We start from the raw sequence: 16,716 nt of genomic DNA on the forward strand, positions 1-16,716 counted from the left end.
CACCGCTGCCAGGCCGTTGTCGCTCCGGCTGAAACCTCAGGTTGCAATTGCATGCTCGTATTACAGGTGATCGGCGTCCACCACGGCCTTGGCGAACGCCTGCGGCGCTTCCTGCGGCAGGTTATGCCCGACACCTCCACTGATCAGCCGATATTCGTACTTGCCGGTAAACCGCTGTGCGTAGGCCTCGGCGGGTGGGTGAGGTGCACCGTTTGCATCGCCTTCCAGGGCAATGGTCGGTACGCCGATGCTCGGGAGCCTGGCTAGCTTGGCTTCAAGTGGGTCATAACGGGTTTCGCCCTGCGCCAGGCCCAGGCGCCAGCGATAGTTATGCACGGTGATCGCGACCTGATCGGGGTTGTCCAGCGCCTTCGCGCTGCGTTCGAACGTGGCATCGTCGAATGCCCACTTCGGAGAGGCGGTCTGCCAGATGAGTCTGGCAAAGGCGTGACGGTCCTTTTCATAGCCAGCCTGGCCACGTTCAGTGGCGAAGTAGTACTGGTACCACCACTGCAACTCCGCGCTGGGCGGCAGTGGCGCCTTGGCCGCTTCCTGGCTGCTGATCAGGTAGCCACTGACCGAAACCAGCGCTTTGACCCGCTCGGGCCACAGCGCCGAAACGATGTCGGCAGTACGAGCGCCCCAGTCGAAACCGGCCAGCACAGCGCGTTCCACGTGCAGCGCATCCATGAACGCGATGACGTCGCTGGCCAGTGCCGAAGGCTGGGCGTTGCGTGGCGTTTGCGCCGAGAGGAAGCGGGTTTCGCCGTAGCCGCGCACGTACGGCACCAGCACCCGGTAGCCCTGGGCGGCCAAGACCGGGGCAACGTCCTGGAAGCTGTGAATATCGTAGGGCCAGCCGTGCAGCAGGATCACCGCAGGGCCGTCGGCCGGGCCTTGTTCAACGTAGGCCACATCGAGCACACCGGCCTTGATGTGCTTCAGCGGGCCGAAGGTTTGTGCTGCAGTCACGGCTGACTGAGCCTGCGCTGGCGCGGCAAACGCTGCGCCAGCGCTGATAAGGGCAAGTGGCAACAAGGCACAGGCAAACAGGTTGGCGGATTTGAAGCGGCGTGGCGCGAGGGTGGGGCTGGCGTACATGAGGCGTCTCCTTGGCTTGGTTATCGGCGCTGTTGGATGCATGCCAGTAAAGAAGAGCGCTGTATCGCGGATGTGTCCGAATACCCTGCGGCGCGCGTTCTTGTGTGTCCGGTCTCATTTTTTACACACGAAGATACAAACACCCTTTATCGGCCCGGCGTGTCAGCTCTGCTACGATTCACGCCTTTCAGCCAAGGACCGGCCAGTGGAATACGTTGTCATCGCACCCCATCGCAGTGCATACCCCAAGCCTCTGCGGTTCGCCAAAGGCACGTTGCTGGAGGTGGGCCAGCGCTACGAGGGGGAACCAGGCTGGCAGGACTGGTACCTGTGTTGCTGTGACGGGCAGTTGCCGGGCTGGGTGCCGGCGCAGGTGATCGAGCGGCTCGGTGTGGGGCAGGGCAGGGCGCTTGAACACTATTCGGCGCATGAGCTCGATGCCGATCCGGGTCAGCGCGTATACAGGCTGCGGCAGCTTAACGGCTGGATGTGGTGCAGGCGCCTGAGCAATGGCGAACTGGGCTGGCTGCCGCTGGAAAAGCTGAAACCCGAGCGCTGAAAAACCATCTGATACGCTTTTTTCACGCCAACCTGAAGCTGTAACCGTATCAGCCCCACAACCGATAATGCTCTTCATCCCTACACACATTTGAAGAGGTTCCGATGGGCAAGCTCGCGCTGTTTCTGGGTGGCTTTCTGCTGTTGACCATTCTGATAGGCCTACTGGGTACTATCCCGCCAAGCTGACATTCCGCCGACCCTCCGGCCCGTCTCATTCGCCGACGGGCCAGCTTCCTGCCATCTCGACAAGGTTGTTGGTATACCGCTGGACTAGCGGTACCTGCAAGTCGTTCTCAAGTGCAAAGCGCTCGTGTACTCTCCCGCTCGCGTCATAATGGGTCGCAGTGCGGGCCGGTCTTTTGCCTTGGAGTCAATACATAGTGGAATGCAAGAAGGGCACTTCAGCCGTGCTGGAGTGGCGTAGCCGTTTTCTTACCGCAGGCACCCTCGACGAGGAAGAATACGATCAGGCATTGCGCAGCGCCGAAGCACTGGAGCAATCAGGTGTGATCACTGCAGTTGAATGGATCGAGCTGGTCAAGGCTGCCAATGTGGCACTGCTGCGCGTGCGATAAGTCCTTCTTTGCAAGGGGAAATCTGTCCACAAAAATCGTGGGTAGGTCTGTGGATAAAATGCTGTAAGCCAAGCCGGTAGAGGCTTCTGTTAAATTGAGCAGATTTTGAGCAGCCCTCAGCGGGCCCTTTGCAAACCCGCTTCACCCGCCTGGCGTAGTGCCAACAACAGTTCGCGGACCCGCGCCGGCAGCTCGCCAGCAGGGTAGACCGCATGCATCTGTGGGTCCTGGCCGGTGCTCGACGTCAGCCGGTAATCGGGGCACACCCGCACCAACCGCCCCGCCTTCACTTGCGCTTCGCCGACCCAGTCAGCCAGGCGAGCGATACCGGCACCCGCCAGCGTGCTGTGGTACACAGCATCGCCCGAACTCAAGCGCAGCCGTGGGTGGGGGCGCAGGCTGGTGATGCGGTCATCGCGGCAGAAGTGCCATGCCTTGAGGATGCGCGGGGCGGTGTGCAGGATCAGTGAGTGGTTGGCCAGCTCCTCTGGCTGCCGAGGGGTGCCGTGACGGGCCAGGTAATCCGGGCTGGCGTACACATGGCGTTGGTAACGCCACAGCGGATAGCCAATCAGCTCACTCGACTGCGGGAAAGCACCGCGGACCACGAAATCGAGCTTGTTCAACAGCGGGTCGGTGGCCTCATCGCCGTAGTGCACATCCAGGGTCACCTGGGGGTGGTGCTGGGAAAACGCCGCCAGTACCTCGGGCAATACGTGCTCGCCCAGTAATTGCGGCACCCCGAAGCGGATCCAGCCTTGCGCACTCCCCCTGAGCGCTGCCAGCTCATCGGTGGCATCCCGTTGCACATCCAGCAAGCGCTCCGCATGCGGCAGCAGGCGCTCACCGGCGTCGGTGAGGGTCACTGCATTGGCGTTGCGGTTGAGCAGCTTGCACCCGGTATTGTCTTCCAGCATCTGCACTGCGCGGGTGACAGCACTGGGCGAGCGCCCCAGGGCGCGGGCCGCGGCGACGAAGCTGCGCTTGTGCGCGACACTGACGAAGGCCTGGATTTCGCGAAGCATGTCCAACGCCATGAAGCTCTCCTTGTTGCAGTTTTTGCAATATGGCATTTCAACACACACGCGCCGCTTTGATTAGCCTTTGCAGTCTGCATTCACTGCCTGGAACCGCGTCATGATGGATATCGCCGTACTTTCCCTGTTCGCCTTCGCCGCTGGGCTGATCGACGCCGCCGTGGGGGGCGGCGGGCTGATTCAGATCCCGGCGCTGTTCAACGTGCTGCCCACCGCGCAACCGGCGGCACTGCTGGGCAGCAACAAGCTGGCGTCGGTGTGCGGCACGGCCTTCGCCGCGCGCTCGTTCATTCGCAAGGTGACCTTGGATTGGGGGCTGATCGTGCCGGCGGCCCTTAGCGCATTCGTCATGTCATTCGCCGGCGCCGCGACGGTGTCGCTGGTGCCGCCCAGCGTGATGCGCCCGGCGGTGCTGGTGCTGATCGTGCTGATGGCGATCTACACCTTCTGCAAGAAAGATTTTGGCACCCTGCACAAACCAGCGAAGATCGGCCGTAAGGAGCAGTGCCTGGCGGTATTGATTGGCGGTGCCATCGGGTTCTACGACGGCCTGTTCGGGCCAGGCACCGGTAGCTTCCTGATCTTCCTGTTCATCCGCTTCTTTGCCCTGGACTTCCTGCATGCCTCGGCCTCGGCCAAGGTGGTCAACATCGCCACCAACCTGGCGGCGCTGGTGTTCTTCGTGCCCACTGGTAACGTGTTGTACGCGATTGCCTTGCCGATGGCGGTGTGCAACATCCTTGGCGCGCTGACTGGCACCTGGCTGGCGGTGCGCAAGGGTGCAGGGTTTGTACGCGGGCTGTTCCTGATCCTGCTATGCGTGCTGATCGCCAAGCTGTCCTGGGACCTGCTGGCCGGTTGAGTCAGCTCACCTCGCGCTGCGCGTGCGCCTGTTCGACGCGGTTGCGGCCGCGGGCCTTGGCGCGGTACAGCGCCTCGTCAGCCCGTGCCATCAGTTCATCAAGGCTCGGCGCGGCCATGTCCGCGGCGCAGCCGTCCAGGCCAATGCTCACGGTAATCTGCAGGCGCGCATCGCGTTGGGCAAGGTGCAGGTCCTGCACCGCGCGGCGCAGGCGCTCGGCGGTGAACGTGGCGCGCTCCGGCGCAAGGCCCGCAAGCATGACCACGAACTCTTCGCCACCCATGCGCGCCAGCAGTTCACCGTCGTGTAACTGGTCCTGCAGAGTGCGGGCAAACTGGCGCAAGACCTGGTCCCCGACGGCGTGGCCGTGGCGGTCATTGATCGACTTGAAATGATCGATGTCGAGCATCATCAAGGTCAACGGCAGCGCCTGGGCATGCTTTTGGCGGCTGTCGAGCAGGGCGTTGGCGCGGCGGGTAAAGGCGCTGCGGGTCAGTACCCCGGTGAGGTGATCGATGGTGGCCTGATGGGCCAGGCGCGCCAGCAGGCTGCGATTGGCCTGGCTGACACAGGCCACTACCAACGGCCCGAGCACCAGCATGGCAATACCCAGGCGCGCCGACATCAACGTGGTGACCCCGGTTTCGCTTTGCGGCACGCTGAAATGCATGAGGTTTTGCGCCACGGCGACGATCAGCGTGCTGCCCGTCGTGAGCGTCAGCAGTGAAACCAGAAACGGCGAGTAGGTCCAGGCACACCACAGCAACGCCGCGATCGGGAAGGCAATGGCACCCGGCCCGCCAAAGGCAATGCTCAAGGCCAGTGATGCCAGCAGCATCAGCAAGGGCGCCAGGCGGATGGCCTGGGCACCGCTGCGCACCAGCGCGCGGACCGAAGGCGCGGTGAGCAATACTGGCAGCACCATTACGCTGGTCGAGAACTGCTCGCTGAACCACGCCAACCAGGTTGAGCGCAGCGATTGTTCGAACCACGGCGCGGCCATCACACAGGCCAGGCTGGCGGCCACCGCTGCACCTGCCGCGCAGGCGCCGAATACACTAAGCACGCCATGCGGGCTGCGCATGCGCCGGTGCAGGCGCGGCAGGCGTGACAGCAGCAGCCACACCGTCGCCACCGCCCCCAGGTTGCACAGGTTCAACCACAGGGCCGGGGCCCATTCGCTGCCACAGGCCAGGTCGGCAGCGACCATCGCCAGCCATACCAGGGTAAAACCGATCAGCCCGGCCTGGCGCGGGTAACGCAGCAACACGCCAGCCAAAACCGCATTGACGGGCCAGAACAGTGACAGGGATTCGATTGGCCGGGCCAGGATGCCACCCAGGGTCAGGGCGAAGGTCAGGCCGAACAGAGCGACATAGGGCAACAAGCGCGATTGGGCTGGAAAAACCATAGGATCGACCGACAAGCGGAGACGAAATCCAGGACAACGGCTGTAGGCACCTGGGGCAATATCGCGTCAGTGTGTTTCCACCCACCGGTTGGTGTCAATCTGCCCCAATCGTACTGGCTAATGCCGATTAGCCTCCATTATGTGCCGAGTTGGTCATAAGCCGTAGAACCAGGGCACCATCAGCACGGCCACCAGCATCACCAGCACGGTGAAGGGTACACCCACCTTGACGAAGTCGGCGAAGCGGTACTGGCCAGGGCCGAGCACCAAGGTGTTGACCGGCGAGGAAACTGGCGTCATGAACGCCGCCGAGGCTGCCAGGGCAACGATCATGGCGAACGGGTAGGGTGATAGGCCCAGCTGGGTTGCGGTGCTGATCGCCACGGGGGCCATCAGCACGGCGGTGGCGGTGTTGGAGATGAAAAGGCCGATTACCGCCGTGACCATGAACAGGCAGGCGAGCATGGCGATGGGCCCGGCGCCACCCAGCAGGCTGACCAGCCCGCCGACCGCCAGGTCGATGCCGCCGGTTTTCTGCAAGGCCTGGGCGAACGGCAGCATGCCGACGATCAACACCAGGCTTTGCCAGTGGATTGCGCGATACGCGCTGTTCATGTCGATGCAGCGCCCGGCGCCCATCAGCAGGCAGCCGATCAGCGCGGCGATCACGTTGGGCACCGCACCACTGACCATCAGCCCGACCATCACCGCCAGGCTGATCAAGGCATACGGTGCGCGGGTGCGGGCCGGCGCCACCTGGTCGATCTCGGCGGGCAGGCTCAGCACCAGGAAGTCCTTGGGTTGGCCTTGCAGCTGACGCACCGCCTTCCACGGGCCGACCACCAGCAGCGTGTCGCCCAGTTTCAGCGGTTCTTCCACCAGGCGCTCGTCGATGGCCGCCTGCTCGCGGCGCAAACCGACTACGTTAAGGCCATAGCGGGTGCGAAAGGCCATATCCAGAATACTTTTGCCGATCAGTTGCGAGCCTGGCGGCAGCGACACCTCGGCCATGCCCAGCTCCTGGGACTGGTCGATGAAGTAAGCGGCCTTGAAGTGCAGCGGTTCCAGCTGCATGGTCTGGCACAGGTTGCGCAGGTCGTCGTGGTTGGCGAACAGGTCGAGCAGCAGTACATCGCCCGGGTGCAGCACGGTGTTGGAGTCGGCGGCGATCACGCGGGTGGTGAACTTGTGCTGGCGCTCGATGCCGATCACGTTGGCGCCATGCCGGGTGCGCAACTCCAGCTCGCCGAGGGTATGGCCGATCAGCGGGGAGGTCGGGCGAATGCGCAGGCGCCGCTCGCGGCCGTTGAGCTTGTAGTCGAGCACCAGGTCGAGCAAGGTGCGGCGGCTTTCCACACGGCCGTCCTTGCGCACTTCGCCATTGAGCCAGTTGCGCGTCAGCAGCATGTAGCCGATGCCCAGTACCAGTATCACCAGGCCGAACGGGGTAAAGCTGAAAAAGCTGAAACCTTGCTCACCGTGGCGCACCAGTTCGCTGTGCACCACCACGTTGGGCGGTGTGGCGACCAGGCTGAGCATGCCGCTGATCAGGCCGGCAAAGCTCAGCGGCATCATCAGGCGGCTGGGCGAAATCTGCAGGCGTGCGGCGATGCTCAACACCACCGGGATGAAGATCGCGACCACCCCGGTGGAGCTCATCACCGAACCCAGCCCGGCCACCGATACCATCAGCAACACCAGCAGGCGCGCCTCGCTGTTGCCGGCCCGCTCGCTCATCCATTCGCCGATGCGGTAGGCAATGCCGGTGCGCACCAGCCCCTCGCCGATCACGAACAGCGCAGCGATCAGTACCACGTTGGGGTCGCTGAAGCCGGCCAGGGCCTGCTCCACGGTGAGGATGCCCGACAAGGGCAGGGCGAGGATCACCATCAGGGCGACCACGTCCATGCGCGGGCGGTTGATGACGAAGAGGACGACGACGACAGCCAGCAGGCCGAGGACCCAGAGCAGTTCCTGGTTCATGGGGCGGGGGTGTTCCTTCACTCAAGGGGCACGAAAGACAGTAGCAGTCAGTGTGGCAGCTTGTGCAGAAGGCGGTGTTGATGTGTTGCAGGGTTTGCGCGCGTGGTGAAACAAAAAGGGCCGCTGTTGCGGCCCGGTGTTGCATGAATCAGTGGCGGTGACGGCGATGCTTCTTGCCGTTGTTGTCACCCAGGTGGTTGCCGATGGCGCCACCGGCCGCGCCACCCAGGCCGGCACCGATGGTGGAGCCGGACGAACCGCCGACCTTGCCGCCCAGCAGCGAGCCGCCGGCCGAGCCCAGGCCACCGCCGATGGCGGCTTCGGTACGGTTGCCCTTGCGCGCGCCTACGGCGCTGCCTGCTGCGCCGCCCAGGCCGGCACCGATGGCCGCGCCGGTGCTGCCGCCCATCTGTTTGCCGACAATGTTACCCAGGGCACCGCCCAGGCCGCCGCCAATGGCGGCAGTGCCGTCACCGGCGAAAGCGCCTTGGCACAGCAGCAGGCCAAGGGCAAGGGAAGGCAAAGTCAGACGCATGATAGGAGCCTCGGAAGAATCATCAGGTTAGGTGTGGAGTGAACAGACGTATCAACGGTAATCGCGGTCACGGTAGCGACGGTCATCATCGTCGCGGTCATGCCGCTGGTGGTGGCGGTGGCCGCGATCGCCATCGCGCCATCCGCCATCGTCATCGCGGTAATGATGGTGGTGGCAGCCGGCGACCAACAGGAAGGCGGCTATCAACGAGAAGCTTGCAAGGCGGGTCATCACGATATAGGTCCTTGATCCGCTTAGGTTTACGGGGCACTTTGTGAGACTGCGTTCGATCCATTTGGTTTCCTTGGCGGGCACATTTTTGCTCTGCCAGCGATGGGTGGCGTGCTTGCCGGCTGCTGTTCTGTCCCGCTCGGTCATGGCTCGCCCGCGGCACCGGGCATAGACTTCAGCACAGGCCACAGCAAAGATGGCCACCTGCCACACGGTGAATCATGATGATCGCCCACACGCCCACATTGTTCGCCGCTGTTGCCCTGGTCGCGACCATCATGGCGTTCTGCCTGTTGCTGGTTGGCCAGTTCAACCGCCGCGACAACTTGCTGCTCACCGGCTGCGGCTTGCTTGCCCACGCCCTGGCTTATGTCTGCTATACCGTTTACGGCCACGCGCCGCTCTGGCTCAGCTATGGCGCCGGCAACAGCCTGTTGTCACTGGCCTTGGCGTTCTATTCGGCGAGCCTGTTCCGCGTGCGTGAGCAGCGGGTGCCTTGGCGGCTGGTGTGCAGCATCCCGGCGTTCATGCTGGTAGCGCTGATGCTGCTGCTCGACACCCTGGAGCCGCGCATGCTGCTGGCGACCCTGGTGTTGATGCTGCAATGCTCGCTGATCTTCTACTGGGCTCGGCGTCACGTCGAGCGGCCGGGCAGGGCGCACCTGTTGCTGGAGATCGGCGCCTTGATCAGCCTGATCGGGCTAGGCATGCGTGCGCTGGCGGTCATCAATGGCACCGCTGTGGAGATGCGCTACGACACCAGCAACCTCAAACAAAGCATTTCCGTGGCTATCGGCACGGTCACGGTAATGATGTATTCGCTCGGCCTGGTGCTGATGGCCAAGGAACGCAGCGAGTCACGCCTGCAGCACCTGGCCCTGCGCGATGTGCTCACGGGCACCTACAACCGCCGGGCGATTCTCGAGCGCTTTGCCTTGGAGCTGGACAGCGCCCGCGGCGAGCAGCGCAGCCTGGCCGTGGCGATGATCGACATTGACCATTTCAAGCGCATCAACGACCTGTACGGCCACTTGGCGGGTGATGAGGTGCTGTGCCATTGCGTGCGCCAATTGCAGCAACGCCTGCGCCAGGGCGACAGCCTTGGCCGTTATGGCGGTGAAGAGTTTTTGCTGCTGTTGCCACACACCACTCGCGACGGCGCCATGGCAGCGTTGCAGGGCTTGCGCGAGGCCATTGCCCGCAGCCCGGCGCTTTTCGCCGGTAACGAAATTGCACTGCGTTTCAGCGTCGGGCTGTGGTGCGCTGTGCCGGGCCCGCATGACAGCACCGCGGGCCTGCTCGCCCAAGCGGACGCCGCGCTGTACCAGGCCAAGGCGGCGGGGCGTAACACGGTGCACATGGCGGCGCTGCTCGGGGCCGGTTGAGTCACTTGGCCGGGTGGATGGCGAGGACCACGCCATTGGTGATCTGCACCAGCACATAGTGGTCACCCATGCGCACCCAGTGGCTTTCCTTCTCGGGCGCCGGCAGGCCCTTGGCTTTCCAGTCCGTCACCGTCTGGTCGTCGCGCTTGTATTGGTCGGGGGCCTTGTCGCCAACGTTGAGTTCACGGTTGTGTGTCTCCGGGGCGGTGATGCTTTCTTCGGCCGAAGGTGCAGCCGAAGCGGCCATGGGCAGGCAGGGAAGGGCTGCAAACAGCAGGGCAGGCAACAGACGGGGTGCATTCATGACGATCTCCTTTGGGGGCATGCCCTATCTGCGACAGCGGCGATGGCCGGACAATTCACTCTGGATGCCCGGCAATGCTAGAGTCGCTTTCTTTTTTGCCCCGAGGATGGAACATGCGAGCAATTCTGCCGATGGCTGCGGCGCTGGTATTGGTCGGTTGCGCTTCAGCGACCATGGATACGGCGCGCAGCGGCAAGCCGACCGTGCAGCTCGATTCGCGCAAGGCGCCTGAGCTGGTGGCCCAGTGCATCCAGTTCAGCTGGCAGAAAGAGGACGTGTTCGGGGACGATGCCAGTGGCTACCTGGAGCCGCGCAAGCAGGGCGGGCTGACGGTGTATACCCGTGAGGCGGAATCGTTTGTGGATGTGTATCCCCAGGGCGGCGGCACGCGGGTGGATTATTACGCGCAGAAGAACGACAGCGTGGCGCTGCAGCGTCGTGCGGCGGCGGCAACTTGCCTGTAGTGCGCAGATGGACAAAGGCGCAGACGGCGAGTGGCGTCTGCGCCAACAGCCCGACCGCCTGCCGTTGACTTACACCCTGCAGGCCATCAAGGCCTGATCAGGACAGGTAGCCACCGTCCACATTCAGCGAGGTGCCGGTGGTGTAGCTGGAGGCATCGCTGGCCAGGTACAGCACCGCGCCGGCCATTTCCTTGGGGTCGGCTACACGCTTGAGCGGGATCTGTTGCAGTGCGGCGTTGAGGATGGCGTCGTTCTTCACCAGTGCCGAGGCGAACTTGGTGTCGGTCAGGCCCGGCAGCAGGGCGTTGCAGCGGATGCCGAACTGCGCGCACTCCTTGGCGAACACCTTGGTCATGTTGATCACTGCGGCCTTGGTCACCGAGTAGATGCCCTGGAAATGGCCAGGCGAAACCCCGTTGATCGACGCCACGTTGATGATGCTGCCGCCACCGCTATCGCGCATCAGCTTGCCGGCTTCCACCGACATGAAGAAGTAGCCACGGATGTTCACGTCGACCGTTTTCTGGAAGGCGCTTACGTCCGTGTCCAGCACGTTGCAGAACTGTGGGTTGGTGGCGGCGTTGTTGACCAGCACATCCAGGCGCCCGAACTGTTCACGGATGCCGGCGAACACCTGCTGGATCTGTTCAAGTTCACCGATATGGCAGGCTACCGCAGTGGCCTTGCCGCCTGCCGCGATGATCGCCTCGGCCACCTGCTGGCAGCCTTCGAGCTTGCGGCTGGAGACGATCACATGGGCGCCCTGCTGGGCCAGCAAGTGGGCGATGGCTTCGCCGATGCCACGGCTGGCGCCGGAGACGAATGCAATCTTGCCATCGAGGTCGAACAGGTGGGTCTTGGACATGCTGTTTTCCTTGTTGTCTGTCGTCAGAGCGTGGACTTGGCGATGACCTGTAAGCTCATTTGCTCCAGCAACCGGTTCATGTGAATGAACTGGGCGAAGCGTTTGTCCTGGGTCTGGCCGTGATAAAAGCGGTAGTAGATCTGCTGGACGATGCCGGCCAGGCGGAACAGGCCATAGCAATAGTAGTAATCGAAGTTGTCCAGGCTGATGCCCGCGCGCTCGGCGTAGTAATCGACAAACTGGCGGCGGGTAAGCATGCCGGGGGCGTTGCTCGGTTGGCGGCGCATCAGCTGCACCGGTGCCGGGTCGCTAGCCTCGATCCAGTAAGCGAGGCTGTTGCCCAGATCCATCAGCGGGTCGCCGAGGGTGGTCATTTCCCAGTCGAGCACGCCAATGATGCGCATCGGGTTTTCGGCATCGAGGATGACGTTGTCGAAGCGGTAGTCGTTGTGCACGATGCCTGGGCGTGGGTGGTCCGCTGGCATCTTCTCGCGCAGCCAGGCAATCACCTGCTCCCAGCGCGGGGCATCCGGCGTCAGGGCCTTTTCGTAGCGGCTGGTCCAGCCTTCGATCTGGCGTTGTACATAGCCTTCCGGTTTGCCCAGGTCAGCCAGCCCGCAGGCCTGATAATCGACCTGGTGCAGCTCTACCAGGCGGTCTATGAAGCTTTTGCACAACGCCTCGGTACGCGTGGCATCCAGGTTCAGTTCGCTGGGGATGTCCGAACGCAGGATGATGCCTTTGACCCGTTCCATTACATAGAACTCACCGCCGATCAGCGCTTCATCGGTGCAGTGGGCATAGGCCTTGGGGCAGTATGGGAAACCGCTGTTGAGCTGGTTCAGGATGCGGAACTCGCGGCCCATGTCGTGGGCCGACTTGGCCTTCTGGCCGAACGGCGGGCGGCGCAGCACGAACTCTTGGCTGGGGTAGGCGACCAGGTAAGTGAGGTTGGAAGCGCCGCCGGGGAACTGGCTGATCTGTGGTGTGCCATCAAGGCCTGTGATGTGGGCCTTGAGGTAAGGATCGATGACGGCCGCGTCGAGTTCTTCGCCGGGGCGTACCTGGGTGGACTGGTCGGTGAGCGTCATGCGTTTGCCTTATTATAGATCGCAAGGATTATTGGCTAATCTAATGGCCTTGGCGTGTTGGAACAAGCGTGCCAGGCGCCATATAGGTGTGGGTGTTGCAGGCCGATCACTGTTCCGAATGCCTTGCACCGGGCAAAAAAAAACCGAAGCCGGTCAGGCTTCGGTTTTCGCATCGCTCGGCGTGCCCGTCACTCAGGAAGGGAACAGCTCGCTGAGTTTCATCGACAGCATCATGTCGCCTTCAACGCGCAGCTTACCGCCCATGAACGCCTGCATGCCGTCGGTTTCACCGCTGACGATACCCTTGAGGGTTTCGCTGTCCATCACCAGGGTGCAGTTGGCATCCGGGTTTTCACCTTCCTGCAGGTCGCAGGTGCCGTTCTTGACGATCAACGCGTAGTGCTTGTCTTCGTCGGTGATGTTGAAGCCGAACACCAGGTCCAGGCCTTCGGCTGCGGACGGGTTGAACTTCTCTTGCATCTTTTTCACGGCATCAGCTACGGAGGTCATGGCGCATTCCTTATAGAGTGATTTACACGTCCCCGCAGGGACACAACAGGCCGGGCTCATCGGTAGGTGATGAGCTCCGGCACCTTCAACAGTTGCACGTGGGCTTGGCTGTTGAAAGAAGCCAGTGCCACGTCGCGGCCGCGAAACTTCAGCTGGCTGAGCGACGTGTTGATGATCTGCCAGTTCAGCGCGAAGGCCTGACTGGGGGTAATACCGCTAACCAGGTGGAGCAGGGCGGCGATGGTGCCACCGGAGGTGAACACGGCGATGTTGTCGCCACTGCCAGCAGTGTCCAGCACCCGCTGCAGGCCGGCGTTGACCCGCGCGGTGAAAGCCTGCCAGGTCTCCAGGCCGTCGCCCTCGTGTTCGCCGGCGTGCCAGCGCTGCACCATCAGGGCGAACAGGCGCTGGAACTCGCTACGGTTCTGCACGCCATTACGCAGGATATGCCCGGCGTTCGGCTCATCGGCCATCAGGCCCGGCAGCAGGGCGCGGATAACGCCGTCGGCATCGAATTCGTTGAACGCCGGGTCGGTCTCGATGGCCGGGACGGCATGGCCATTACCTTTCAAGGTTTCCAGCGCCAGCCGCGCAGTGTCCTGCTGGCGCCGCAAGTTACCCGCCACACAGCGGTCCAGGCGCAGGCCAAGCTGAGCCAGGTGTTCGCCCAGCGCCTGGCTCTGCCGGATGCCCACGGGTGACAGCACGTCATAATCGTCGGCACCAAAGGAGGCTTGGCCATGTCGGATCAGGTAGAGGTTGCCCACGAAGTTGTCCGGCCGCTTGAAGGTTGATGCGAGGTTAGGATGCGCCGTACGGGCTGTCAACGAAAAAACATACAAGCGTTTGAAAAGGTTGTTTGAACTGTGTTGCCAGCGTTTGCCGCCGCTGGCAGCGCCACCGGCGCACCGGTATGCTTGCAGCAGTTTCGCGCGTTTCAAGCGCAAGTTCATAAAGGAGTCAACGTGGAGTTTCTTGCCGAATACGCAAGCTTTCTCGCTAAAACCGCCACCCTGGTGATCGCCCTCCTGGTGGTGTTGTCCGCCATCGCCGGCTTGCGCGGCAAGGGGCGGCGCAAGGCTGGCGGGCAGCTGCAGGTCACCCGCCTCAACGAGTTCTATAAAGAGCTGCGTGAGCGCCTGGAGTCGGGCCTGCTCGACAAGGCCCAGCTCAAAGCGTTGCGCAAGCAGCAGGCCAAGGCGGAAAAACAGCAGAAGAAAGGCAAGGCCGAAGAGAAAAGCCGGGTTTTCGTGCTCGACTTCGATGGCGACATAAAAGCGTCTGCCACCGAAAGCCTGCGCAACGAGATTACTGCACTGCTCACCCTCGCCACCTCGCGCGACGAAGTGGTGCTGCGCCTTGAAAGCGGCGGTGGCCTGGTGCATAGCTACGGCCTGGCTGCCTCGCAACTGGCGCGTATCCGCCAGGCCGGCATCCCGCTGACGGTGTGCATCGACAAGGTCGCCGCCAGCGGTGGTTACATGATGGCCTGCATCGGCGAGAAGATCGTCAGCGCACCCTTTGCCGTTCTGGGTTCGATTGGCGTGGTCGCGCAGCTGCCCAACATCAACCGCCTGTTGAAAAAGCACGACATCGACTTCGAGGTGCTGACCGCTGGCGAGTACAAGCGCACCCTGACCGTGTTCGGCGAGAATACCGAGAAGGGCCGGGAGAAGTTTCAGGAAGACCTGGACATCACTCACCAGCTGTTCAAGGACTTCGTCTCCCGCTATCGCCCGCAATTGCACATCGACGAAGTGGCCACCGGCGAAGTCTGGCTGGGCGTCGCGGCCCTGAATCGCCAGCTGGTGGACCAGTTGCAGACCAGCGACGAGTACCTCAGCGACCGCGCCCGCCACGCCAACCTGTTCCACCTGCACTACGCCGAGCGCAAGAGCCTGCAAGAGCGCATCGGCATGGCCGCTAGCGGTACGGTGGAGAACACCGTGGTGGGTTTGTGGAGCAAACTCGGCCGCTTGCGCTAACACCTTGAACCTCTTGAATATTTTTTATCTTCAGGGGGTTGCAAGGTTGGATGAATGAAGACATAATGGCGCCCATCGAAACGCAGCAAACTTTGAAAAAGATTCAGCGTTTCAAGGAGATAGAAGCGAAAGCAACTAGATCCGAACTTTGAGGCCGAGTAGCAAAGTGGTTATGCTCCGGATTGCAAATCCGTCTACGCCGGTTCGATTCCGACCTCGGCCTCCACCATTCGAAAGCCCCGCAGATTAACGTCTGCGGGGCTTTTATTTGTGCATCCGAAAAGACCGAGATTGCAACGATCTTAGAACAGCTGCTAGACCCATAGCGGACACCGCCCCAACACTATGTAACCAGTACCGGCCTCATCGCCGGCAAGCCGGCTCCCACAGACGTATAGCTAGTCCCCGGGCGCGCGCAGTACCTGTGGGAGCCGCGCTTGCCGGCGATGGGGCGCGAAGCGGCCCCGCCCTTATTGCCTGTCAGCCAGCAGATGGCTCTGGTACCTCCGCCAGCGAAACCCCCTTCGGGTACACGCTAATAAACGCGCTGATCGCGGCCGTGTCCTGATCATCGATGTTGATCTTCGGCGTTTGAGACGATCGGCTTAGCTGCGAGGCAATATTGGCCGCCTTCAAGGCGTGTTCAATCTGCTGGCTGCCCGGGCTGTTGTAAACCACCACATGGGTGCCCGTGGCCTCTTTGGTAAGCATCAATTGCTTGATCTGAACCCTGACGCCAGCTTTCGTCAGGGCTACGGCGATCTGCTTGGAGAAGGCCAGGGCTTCGTCGTCATTTTTAACGATATTGAGCAGCACGGTCGGCGTTGCCTTGGCTTTAGCCAATTCCGCCGCCAATGCCGTGAATGCGGCCTGTGCCTGCACCGTCAGCTTCCGTGGCTGCAGGTGCGCTTGGGCTTGCGCTCGGGCCTGTTGTGCCGCGTGCTCTGCTGCACGCAGGCGCGCCGTCAACTCCAGGTTCTGCTGAGTGAGCGCGTCGATTTTCAGCTGCGATTGCGCGGCGGACTGGTTGGCGCTGGCGATGAGTTGGCTGGCGTTTTCCATCGACTGGTCCGAGTGCTTGGTCTGCACCTCGGATGTCAGCTGCGCTAGGATGACCGCACAGGCCGAGATCAGTGCAGCAATGATGGCGGTGGCCGTTGCAATGGTATGAATCAGGCTGGCGTTATCGGCAGAAATTTCTGACATGGTCGTATTCTTGAGGTTTATGTCTTTTTCTTGGGCGTGCGGTATCGAAAGCTGTGGCAGATTGCCATAAACGTTCGGTGCAAGCGACTTTTGCGGCCGGGGTGTTGAACCGGCGCACGGAGGCGAGCCCAGAAAAAGAAAAACCCGCCAACAAGTGGCGGGCCTAAAGAACGTACGAAGCAGTGCCAGTATGCCGAAGCACTTGTCGTAAATTCGTGAACAAACTGTGGTCAAGTTGTCCTGTTTGCTCGGGTTTCGTGAAGCATAAAAAAAGCCCGCCATGAAGGCGGGCAAGGAGCGTTTGAAGGGAAAGTCTGTAGGCTGGGGCCCGTAGGTTAAGTCAGCATTAACCGTAGGGCATTGACCGTGGCAGGCGATGCGCCTATACAGGCGTGCTATTTTCCCAGGAGCCACCATGCACGAAGAAGACGACCTGCCCGAGCCCGAGCACGATCACCTGCTCGACCATGAATTTCTTCATGACGGCTTCGAGCCCGAGGCGGATGCCCAAGGCGCCGAAGACGATATCGAAGAAGACCATGAACAGCTGGATGACCTCGATGACGACGAGGACGATCATCCAGCCTGGCATGACGACGTGGACGACTGA

Annotated in this window: 19 protein-coding genes, 1 tRNA gene and 1 pseudogene; 9 read left to right on the forward strand and 12 right to left on the reverse strand. The window is 62.2% G+C overall.

From position 1 onward, the window contains the following. Positions 1 to 60 precede the first annotated feature (60 nt). On the reverse strand, positions 61 to 1,101 hold the full coding sequence (locus ACFY68_RS10645) for an alpha/beta fold hydrolase (protein ID WP_387526617.1): 1,041 nt from the start codon (positions 1,099 to 1,101) through the stop codon (positions 61 to 63). Positions 1,102 to 1,306: 205 nt separating this feature from the next. Between ACFY68_RS10645 and ACFY68_RS10650 the strand changes: the two genes are divergently transcribed. Together ACFY68_RS10650 and ACFY68_RS10655 are read left to right on the forward strand one after the other, a co-directional pair. Further along, positions 1,307 to 1,660 carry a ligand-binding protein SH3 gene (locus ACFY68_RS10650; protein ID WP_387526620.1) on the forward strand — a complete coding sequence of 118 codons (354 nt, stop codon included), beginning with the start codon at positions 1,307 to 1,309 and terminating at the stop codon, positions 1,658 to 1,660. Positions 1,661 to 2,042: 382 nt separating this feature from the next. After that, the gene (locus tag ACFY68_RS10655) at positions 2,043 to 2,237 is read left to right on the forward strand and encodes a hypothetical protein (RefSeq protein ID WP_387526623.1); all 195 of its coding nucleotides are present in this window, start codon (positions 2,043 to 2,045) and stop codon (positions 2,235 to 2,237) included. Positions 2,238 to 2,353: 116 nt separating this feature from the next. Here ACFY68_RS10655 and ACFY68_RS10660 read toward each other — a convergent pair whose 3' ends face one another. After that, a complete protein-coding gene (locus tag ACFY68_RS10660) occupies positions 2,354 to 3,274 on the reverse strand; it encodes a LysR substrate-binding domain-containing protein (protein ID WP_387526626.1) in 921 nt (306 codons plus the stop codon). Positions 3,275 to 3,374: 100 nt separating this feature from the next. Between ACFY68_RS10660 and ACFY68_RS10665 the strand changes: the two genes are divergently transcribed. Continuing rightward, entirely contained in the window at positions 3,375 to 4,136 is a 762-nt protein-coding gene (locus tag ACFY68_RS10665; RefSeq protein WP_346612146.1) for a TSUP family transporter, read from the forward strand. Between the two features lies 1 nt (position 4,137). Here ACFY68_RS10665 and ACFY68_RS10670 read toward each other — a convergent pair whose 3' ends face one another. The 4 genes from ACFY68_RS10670 to ACFY68_RS10685 all read right to left on the reverse strand — a co-directional run bounded on the left by ACFY68_RS10670 (position 4,138) and on the right by ACFY68_RS10685 (position 8,296). Then, the gene (locus ACFY68_RS10670; protein WP_387526629.1) at positions 4,138 to 5,562 is read right to left on the reverse strand and encodes a diguanylate cyclase; all 1,425 of its coding nucleotides are present in this window, start codon (positions 5,560 to 5,562) and stop codon (positions 4,138 to 4,140) included. Positions 5,563 to 5,700: 138 nt separating this feature from the next. Continuing rightward, positions 5,701 to 7,530, reverse strand: a complete 1,830-nt coding sequence (locus ACFY68_RS10675; RefSeq protein ID WP_387526632.1) for an SLC13 family permease — start codon at positions 7,528 to 7,530, stop codon at positions 5,701 to 5,703. A 148-nt stretch (positions 7,531 to 7,678) separates the two neighbouring features. Next, a complete protein-coding gene (locus tag ACFY68_RS10680) occupies positions 7,679 to 8,065 on the reverse strand; it encodes a glycine zipper domain-containing protein (RefSeq protein WP_346612149.1) in 387 nt (128 codons plus the stop codon). 51 nt (positions 8,066 to 8,116) lie between these two features. Further along, complete coding sequence (locus tag ACFY68_RS10685; protein ID WP_387526636.1) at positions 8,117 to 8,296, reverse strand: hypothetical protein; 180 nt, start codon at positions 8,294 to 8,296, stop codon at positions 8,117 to 8,119. A gap of 224 nt (positions 8,297 to 8,520) precedes the next feature. On the opposite strand from ACFY68_RS10685, the gene ACFY68_RS10690 reads away from it, so the two are divergent. Then, complete coding sequence (locus ACFY68_RS10690) at positions 8,521 to 9,681, forward strand: GGDEF domain-containing protein (RefSeq protein WP_387527138.1); 1,161 nt, start codon at positions 8,521 to 8,523, stop codon at positions 9,679 to 9,681. A 1-nt stretch (position 9,682) separates the two neighbouring features. Here the strand turns inward: ACFY68_RS10690 and ACFY68_RS10695 are convergent, their stop codons facing one another. Beyond that, on the reverse strand, positions 9,683 to 9,985 hold the full coding sequence (locus ACFY68_RS10695) for an RcnB family protein (protein ID WP_387526638.1): 303 nt from the start codon (positions 9,983 to 9,985) through the stop codon (positions 9,683 to 9,685). A 113-nt stretch (positions 9,986 to 10,098) separates the two neighbouring features. Between ACFY68_RS10695 and ACFY68_RS10700 the strand changes: the two genes are divergently transcribed. Continuing rightward, positions 10,099 to 10,449, forward strand: a complete 351-nt coding sequence (locus ACFY68_RS10700) for a hypothetical protein (protein WP_387526641.1) — start codon at positions 10,099 to 10,101, stop codon at positions 10,447 to 10,449. After that, positions 10,442 to 10,546, forward strand: a pseudogene (locus tag ACFY68_RS10705) (SAM-dependent methyltransferase); the annotation flags it as partial. The gene ACFY68_RS10700 and the pseudogene ACFY68_RS10705, both read left to right, overlap by 8 nt. Here the strand turns inward: ACFY68_RS10705 and ACFY68_RS10710 are convergent. The 4 genes from ACFY68_RS10710 to ACFY68_RS10725 all read right to left on the reverse strand — a co-directional run bounded on the left by ACFY68_RS10710 (position 10,547) and on the right by ACFY68_RS10725 (position 13,682). Then, positions 10,547 to 11,314, reverse strand: a complete 768-nt coding sequence (locus ACFY68_RS10710; protein WP_387526644.1) for an SDR family oxidoreductase — start codon at positions 11,312 to 11,314, stop codon at positions 10,547 to 10,549. It lies immediately after the preceding pseudogene. A 23-nt stretch (positions 11,315 to 11,337) separates the two neighbouring features. Then, positions 11,338 to 12,405: a phosphotransferase family protein gene (locus tag ACFY68_RS10715; protein WP_387526647.1), complete on the reverse strand. Its 1,068-nt coding sequence runs from the start codon at positions 12,403 to 12,405 to the stop codon at positions 11,338 to 11,340. Between the two features lie 192 nt (positions 12,406 to 12,597). After that, complete coding sequence (locus tag ACFY68_RS10720) at positions 12,598 to 12,915, reverse strand: SCP2 sterol-binding domain-containing protein (RefSeq protein WP_346612155.1); 318 nt, start codon at positions 12,913 to 12,915, stop codon at positions 12,598 to 12,600. Between the two features lie 56 nt (positions 12,916 to 12,971). Beyond that, a complete protein-coding gene (locus ACFY68_RS10725) occupies positions 12,972 to 13,682 on the reverse strand; it encodes a histidine phosphatase family protein (protein WP_387526651.1) in 711 nt (236 codons plus the stop codon). Between the two features lie 198 nt (positions 13,683 to 13,880). On the opposite strand from ACFY68_RS10725, the gene sohB reads away from it, so the two are divergent. Further along, complete coding sequence (gene sohB / locus ACFY68_RS10730; protein ID WP_387526654.1) at positions 13,881 to 14,900, forward strand: protease SohB; 1,020 nt, start codon at positions 13,881 to 13,883, stop codon at positions 14,898 to 14,900. A 152-nt stretch (positions 14,901 to 15,052) separates the two neighbouring features. Next, positions 15,053 to 15,126: transfer RNA gene (locus tag ACFY68_RS10735), tRNA-Cys, on the forward strand. A 254-nt stretch (positions 15,127 to 15,380) separates the two neighbouring features. Here ACFY68_RS10735 and ACFY68_RS10740 read toward each other — a convergent pair. Further along, positions 15,381 to 16,106: a hypothetical protein gene (locus ACFY68_RS10740; RefSeq protein ID WP_387526657.1), complete on the reverse strand. Its 726-nt coding sequence runs from the start codon at positions 16,104 to 16,106 to the stop codon at positions 15,381 to 15,383. 415 nt (positions 16,107 to 16,521) lie between these two features. Here ACFY68_RS10740 and ACFY68_RS10745 point away from each other — a divergent pair, with 415 nt between their 5' ends. After that, positions 16,522 to 16,716, forward strand: a complete 195-nt coding sequence (locus ACFY68_RS10745) for a hypothetical protein (RefSeq protein WP_387526660.1) — start codon at positions 16,522 to 16,524, stop codon at positions 16,714 to 16,716.

The sequence above is a fragment of the Pseudomonas sp. NPDC012596 genome (assembly GCF_042902325.1).
GTDB lineage: Bacteria > Pseudomonadota > Gammaproteobacteria > Pseudomonadales > Pseudomonadaceae > Aquipseudomonas.